Below are 5,211 nucleotides of genomic sequence, written 5' to 3'. Positions count from 1 at the left end.
CCGCAGCCTTGTTGGCGTCTTTTGCAAGTTCCTCGACGCGGGTGACTGCCTACACTTCCAGGAGTCTCAATCGACGCATGGGCGGCCCACGTCCTGCTCACGAACCCGAAGTGAGGGCCCGGATGGCAATCGCACAAGACTTCTCCCTGAACACCGGATGGCGGGCCCTGCTGAGCGACCTGGACCTGCGGCCCGAACTCGTGCTGCGCCGGGCGGGCCTGCCCGAGGATCTTTTCTTCCGCAAGGAAAAGAGCCTTTCCACGCAGGAGTACTTCCGCTTCTGGCAGGCCCTGGAGGCGGAGGCCGGAGATCCCGTCTTCGCGCTTCGCATCGTCGAGATCGTGTCCGCCGAATCCTTCGACCCGCCCATCTTCGCGGCGCTGTGCAGCGCCAACCTCATGCAGGCGGTGCAGCGCCTGGCGAAGTACAAGCAGCTGGTGGCGCCGATGTCCCTGCAGGTCGAGGTCGCGAAGAACGGCGACCTGACGCTGTCCCCGCGATGGCTGCTGGCCCAGACGGATGTGCCCCAGTCGCTGCAGATCGCGGAGATCGCGTTCTTCGCCCGGCTGGCGCGGCTCGCAACGCGGGAGCCGGTCAAGGCGAAGCGCGTGGCGTTGCCGGCGCTCCCGGCCGCCGCGCACGGCAGGCGGTACGAGGAGTATTTCGGCGCGCCGGTGAAACGTGGCCCGCATGCCGCCATCACCTTCGCCGCGGCCGACGCGCTTCGCCCGTTCCTCACGCTCAACGAGGGCATGTGGCGCGTCTTCGAACCCGACCTGCGCAGACGGCTCGGCGAGCTCGACGCCACGGCAACCACCGCGGAGCGGGTGAAGGCACTGCTGCTCGAATTGCTGCCGAGCAATGCGGCGACCGTCGACGTGGTCGCGGACCGCCTGGCCGTGAGCAAGCGCACGCTGCAGCGCCGCCTGGAGGACGAGGGAGAAAACTTCCGGATGCTCGTCAGCAGCACGCGCGAGAAACTGGCTCGCCACTATCTGGCGAACACCTCCATGTCGGGAGGCGAGATCGCCTTCATGCTCGGGTTCGAGGATCCGAATTCCTTCTACCGGGCCTTCCAGGAATGGACGGGGCAGACGGCGGATACCGCGCGCCATGCCATGCGCCTGAACTGAAGGCGGGGAGGGACGGGAGCGTCGACGGCGACAGGTGCATCGCCTCGATGCCATCGATGCCGCTGGCGCCGTCGGCATTCGCATTGGCGCCTTCTGCTGGTGGCCGTGTCCGGCATGCCTCCTAAGGTTGGAGCTCTTCCAACCGAACGAGGTAAATCCGACATGAACATGAAAAACAGCGTACTGGTCGCGACGGCGGCCATCGGCCTTCTGGCCGGCCAGGCATCTTTTGCGCAGGGGGCCTGGTCGCTTGCGAAGGAGGCCGACGGCATCAAGGTCTACGTGCGCGACGTGCCCGACTCTTCTTTGCGCGAGTTCCGCGGCGAGGTCGAATTGAAGACCGGCGCCGATCGCGTCGTCCAGGCGCTGAAGGACGCCGGCTCCTTCCGCAAGTGGATGCCCGACGTGGTGGTTTCAGACCTCCTCAAATCTACGGGCACCGAGCAATACCACTACCTGGAGAACAAGGCGCCGTGGCCCGTGTCTGCGCGCGACGGCGTCTATCACTTCATCTACTCGCGCTCCGGGGATGCAGCGGGGGATGCCACCACCGTCAAGGTCGAGGCCGCTCCGGACTATGTACCGCAGCGCGAGGGAAAGGTGCGCGTTCCCAAGGCCGATGGCCAGTGGAAGCTGGTTCCGACTGCGGGCGGCGTCAGCGTTTCGTACCAGATACACGCATCTCCCGGGGGCGCCATTCCGGAGTGGCTGGCCAACCGGGCAGCGGTCGATACGCCGTTCGAAACGCTGAAGGCATTGAGAGGCTATCTCCAGTCGTCCAACTGAGGCCGGGTGCCGATCCTTCCGGCTCCGCAGGCATCGCTGTCGCGTCTTGCGAGTCGGATGGCGCCCATTGCCAGATCGCCGGCACCGGGCCATTCGTAGAGTTGATTTCACCGCAGGCGAGCCGAGCAAGGCACGCCAGACACAAGCCACAGCAAAGGACGAATCGACATGGAATCATCAAAAGTTGCCCTGGTGACCGGTGCCTCTTCCGGCATCGGCGAGGCGACCGCGCTCAAGCTCTACGCGCTCGGCTACACGGTGTACGCCGTTGCCCGCCGCCTCGACCGGATGCGGCCCCTGGCCGACGTAGGCATTCGCGTCCTTCAGATGGACGTGACCGACGATGCGTCGATGCGTCTCGGTGTGAAGGAAATCATCGCCCGCTCCGGCAGGATCGACGTGCTCGTCAACAACGCCGGCTACGGCTCCTACGGCGCGGTCGAAGATGTTCCGCTGGAAGAGGCTCGCGCCCAGTTCGACGTCAACGTGTTCGGCGCCGTGCGCCTGACCCAGCTGGTGCTGCCTCACATGCGCTCGCGGCGCTCGGGAACCATCGTCAACATCACGTCGATGGGCGGCAAGATCCACACGCCGCTGGGCGCCTGGTACCACGGCACCAAGTTCGCGCTCGAGGCCATCAGCGACTGCCTGCGCATGGAAGTGCAGCCCTTCGGCATCGACGTGGTGGTGATCGAGCCGGGCGGCATCAGGACCGAATGGGCCGACATCGCCGCCGACAAGCTGCGCGACGTGTCGGGCAAGGGCGCATACGCGAGCCAGGCCAAGGCCATGGCGCTGTCGATGGTCGGGGAGGCGAGCCGCAAGCGCCAGTCGCCCCCGCAGCTGATTGCCGACACCATCGCGAAGGCGGTGAGCGCCGGGCGGCCGAAGACGCGCTATGCCGTCGGCTTCGGCGCGAAGCCGATGATCTTCCTGCGCCGCCTGATGTCGGACCGCACCTTCGACGGCTTCATGCGCATGGCCACCGGTATTTCGCGTCAGGCGGCTGCGAGCAGTTCCTGAAAGAGCCCGTCGGGCGTCACCGCAACAGAAGGAAAAGCAATGTCGGAAAAAGTCTGGTTCATCACCGGCGCCGCGCGCGGATTCGGACGCGTGTGGGCCGAGGCGGCCCTGGAGCGCGGCGACAAGGTCGCTGCCACGGCCAGGGACGTGATCTCGCTCGCGGGTCTGGCCGAGCGATATGGCCATCAGGTGCTGCCGCTCGCGCTGGACGTCACCGATGCGTCGCAGGTTCAGGATGCGGTGGAGCGCGCCCATTTGCATTTCGGCCGTATCGACGTCGTGCTGAACAACGCCGGCTATGCGCTGGTCGGCGCGGTCGAGGAGGCGAAGCCGGAAGACGTGAAGGCGGAATTCGAGACCAATTTCTTCGGGGCGCTGCGCGTCATCCAGGCAGCTTTGCCGATCCTGCGCAAGCAGAACGGAGGACACATCCTCGGCGTGTCGAGCGTGGCCGGCATCGTCGCCGGGCCGATGGTCGGCTTCTACAACGCATCCAAATGGGCATTGGAGGCTCTTCACGACAGCCTGGCGCAGGAAGTGGGCGGTTTCGGGATCAAGGTGACGCTCATCGAGCCCGGCGCCTACGCGACCGATTTCGCAAGCCCTTCGTCCCTCAGGCTCGCCGAGGGCATGGGCGCCTACGCAGCGCTACGGCAGCAGGTGTTCGCGCAAAGCGCCCATATCGACTTCGGCGAGCCGCGGGCGACGGCAGCCTCCGTGCTGCAGATTGTCGACGCGGCCTATCCGCCGCTTCGTTTCTTCCTCGGCACCGAAGGCATGCCGGCTGTCCGCGCGGCATACGCTGCCCGCCTTGTCGAGTGGGAGCAGTGGGCATCGGTGTCGAACGCCGCCCAGGGCGAGTCCACTCGCCAGACCATCGCTGCGTGAGGCCGAGCAGTGCAAAGCGACATTGGCGTCTTCCTGCGCTCGTGGCTGGCCTCTCCACTGAAAGTCGGAGCGATTGCACCATCAGGCAGGGCGCTGGCGCGGATGATGACGCGCAGCATCGGGCCGGCGACGGGCCACGTCGTCGAACTCGGCCCCGGTACGGGCGTATTCACGAGAAGCCTGCTCTTGCGCGGTGTCCGCGAGCAGGACCTGACACTGATCGAGTTCAACGAGGAGTTCGCCCACCGTCTTCGGCGGCGATTTCCGAAAGCCAGGGTGATCTGCACGAGCGCCGCGAACATCGGCAACGTGGACTTCAGGCGCAGGTCTTCCGTGGGCGCCGTCGTCAGTGGCCTTCCGCTGCTGAGCATGCCCGTTGCAACGGTGTCGTCGATATTGCGAGGCTCCTTCGAGCATCTCCGCCAGGGCGGGGATTTCTTCCAGTTCACCTACGCGTGCCGCAGCCCTGTCGACGAGCAGACGCTCGGCATGCTGAGCTTGCAGTCGAGCCTCGTCGGCAGCACGTGGATGAATCTGCCGCCGGCATCCGTTTATGGAATTCACCGGCTGGGAGCGCCCCGGTAGCGGCGGCCCTGCCGCATTGATGGCTTTTCCCGGCCCGGCCATGAACGGCGATCACGCTGGTGCATCCAGCGCCAGCCGCAACCGAGTGACGTTCGGGTTGCCCGGATCGCGCTGCACCTTGAAGCCCAGCCTGCGCGCCAGCGCCAGCATGCCGGTGTTGTCGTAGAGCGTGATGTCGGCCAGCTGTTTCACGCCGGCCGCCGTGGCCGCTTCGATCAGCCTGCGCATGAGCTTGTGGGCGACGCCGCGGTGCTGCCACGCATCGGCGATGACGATGGCGAACTCGGCGACGTGCACGGTCTCGGGCGTCTCGCCGCGCACGTAGCGCACCACGCCCATCTGCTGCTCGGCGCCGTCGACCACCGTGGTAGCGATGAGCGCGAGTTCGTGTTCGTAGACGATGTGCGTCATGCGCCACAGCTCGTCGGGCTGCGGCGTTCGTGGCGACAGCAGGCGGCGGTAGCCGGTTTCCTTCGAGAGGCCGTTCACGAAGGCCGTATGCATCGCCAGGTCCTCGGCGCGGATCGGGCGAATGCGCACCGGCGTGCCGTCGGCCAGTTGCCAGTCCTCGACCAGGTGGCTGGGGTAGTCGAGGCCCGGCATGGCATCGCCCGGTCGATCAGCCGATGACTTCGGGCCAGTCGGTGTGGAAGAACTGGCCTTCGGGCTTGTCCACGCGCTCGTAGGTGTGGGCGCCGAAGAAGTCGCGCTGCGCCTGCAGCAGGTTCGCCGGCAGGCGCTCGGTGCGGTAGCTGTCGTAGTAGGCCAGCGAGGCGCTGAAGGCCGGCACCGGAAT

At 66.4% G+C, this 5,211-nt stretch carries 6 protein-coding genes and 1 pseudogene; 5 read left to right on the top strand and 2 right to left on the bottom strand.

The window, feature by feature from the left end; all coding sequences use genetic code 11:
- Positions 1-122 precede the first annotated feature (122 nt).
- The 5 genes from ACT6S0_RS26190 to ACT6S0_RS26170 all read left to right on the top strand — a co-directional run bounded on the left by ACT6S0_RS26190 (position 123) and on the right by ACT6S0_RS26170 (position 4,415).
- The gene (locus ACT6S0_RS26190; protein WP_444766666.1) at positions 123-1,133 is read left to right on the top strand and encodes an AraC family transcriptional regulator ligand-binding domain-containing protein; all 1,011 of its coding nucleotides are present in this window, start codon (positions 123-125) and stop codon (positions 1,131-1,133) included.
- A gap of 162 nt (positions 1,134-1,295) precedes the next feature.
- Positions 1,296-1,919, top strand: coding sequence for an START domain-containing protein (locus ACT6S0_RS26185; RefSeq protein ID WP_444766665.1), 624 nt, complete (start codon positions 1,296-1,298; stop codon positions 1,917-1,919).
- Between the two features lie 168 nt (positions 1,920-2,087).
- Positions 2,088-2,942: an oxidoreductase gene (locus ACT6S0_RS26180; protein WP_444766664.1), complete on the top strand. Its 855-nt coding sequence runs from the start codon at positions 2,088-2,090 to the stop codon at positions 2,940-2,942.
- Between the two features lie 39 nt (positions 2,943-2,981).
- Positions 2,982-3,830, top strand: coding sequence for an SDR family NAD(P)-dependent oxidoreductase (locus ACT6S0_RS26175; protein ID WP_444766663.1), 849 nt, complete (start codon positions 2,982-2,984; stop codon positions 3,828-3,830).
- Between the two features lie 9 nt (positions 3,831-3,839).
- Entirely contained in the window at positions 3,840-4,415 is a 576-nt protein-coding gene (locus ACT6S0_RS26170; protein WP_444766662.1) for a class I SAM-dependent methyltransferase, read from the top strand.
- A gap of 51 nt (positions 4,416-4,466) precedes the next feature.
- On the opposite strand, the gene ACT6S0_RS26165 is transcribed toward ACT6S0_RS26170, so the two are convergent.
- Both ACT6S0_RS26165 and ACT6S0_RS26160 read right to left on the bottom strand, forming a co-directional pair.
- Entirely contained in the window at positions 4,467-5,018 is a 552-nt protein-coding gene (locus ACT6S0_RS26165; protein WP_444766661.1) for a GNAT family N-acetyltransferase, read from the bottom strand.
- A 16-nt stretch (positions 5,019-5,034) separates the two neighbouring features.
- Positions 5,035-5,211, bottom strand: a pseudogene (locus ACT6S0_RS26160) (NADP-dependent phosphogluconate dehydrogenase); the annotation flags it as partial.

The sequence above is a fragment of the Roseateles sp. genome (genome assembly GCF_052436255.1).
GTDB lineage: Bacteria > Pseudomonadota > Gammaproteobacteria > Burkholderiales > Burkholderiaceae_C > Pelomonas.
This window is presented reverse-complemented; position numbering and strand designations above follow the sequence as displayed.

Excerpts from the sequence above, each read along its gene's own strand:
- ACT6S0_RS26175 (WP_444766663.1), top strand. The coding sequence starts at position 2,982 with ATGTCGGAAAAAGTCTGGTTCATCACCGGCGCCGCGCGCGGATTCGGA.
- ACT6S0_RS26190 (WP_444766666.1), top strand. The coding sequence starts at position 123 with ATGGCAATCGCACAAGACTTCTCCCTGAACACCGGATGGCGGGCCCTG.
- ACT6S0_RS26185 (WP_444766665.1), top strand. The coding sequence starts at position 1,296 with ATGAACATGAAAAACAGCGTACTGGTCGCGACGGCGGCCATCGGCCTT.
- ACT6S0_RS26165 (WP_444766661.1), bottom strand. The coding sequence starts at position 5,018 with ATGCCGGGCCTCGACTACCCCAGCCACCTGGTCGAGGACTGGCAACTG.
- ACT6S0_RS26180 (WP_444766664.1), top strand. The coding sequence starts at position 2,088 with ATGGAATCATCAAAAGTTGCCCTGGTGACCGGTGCCTCTTCCGGCATC.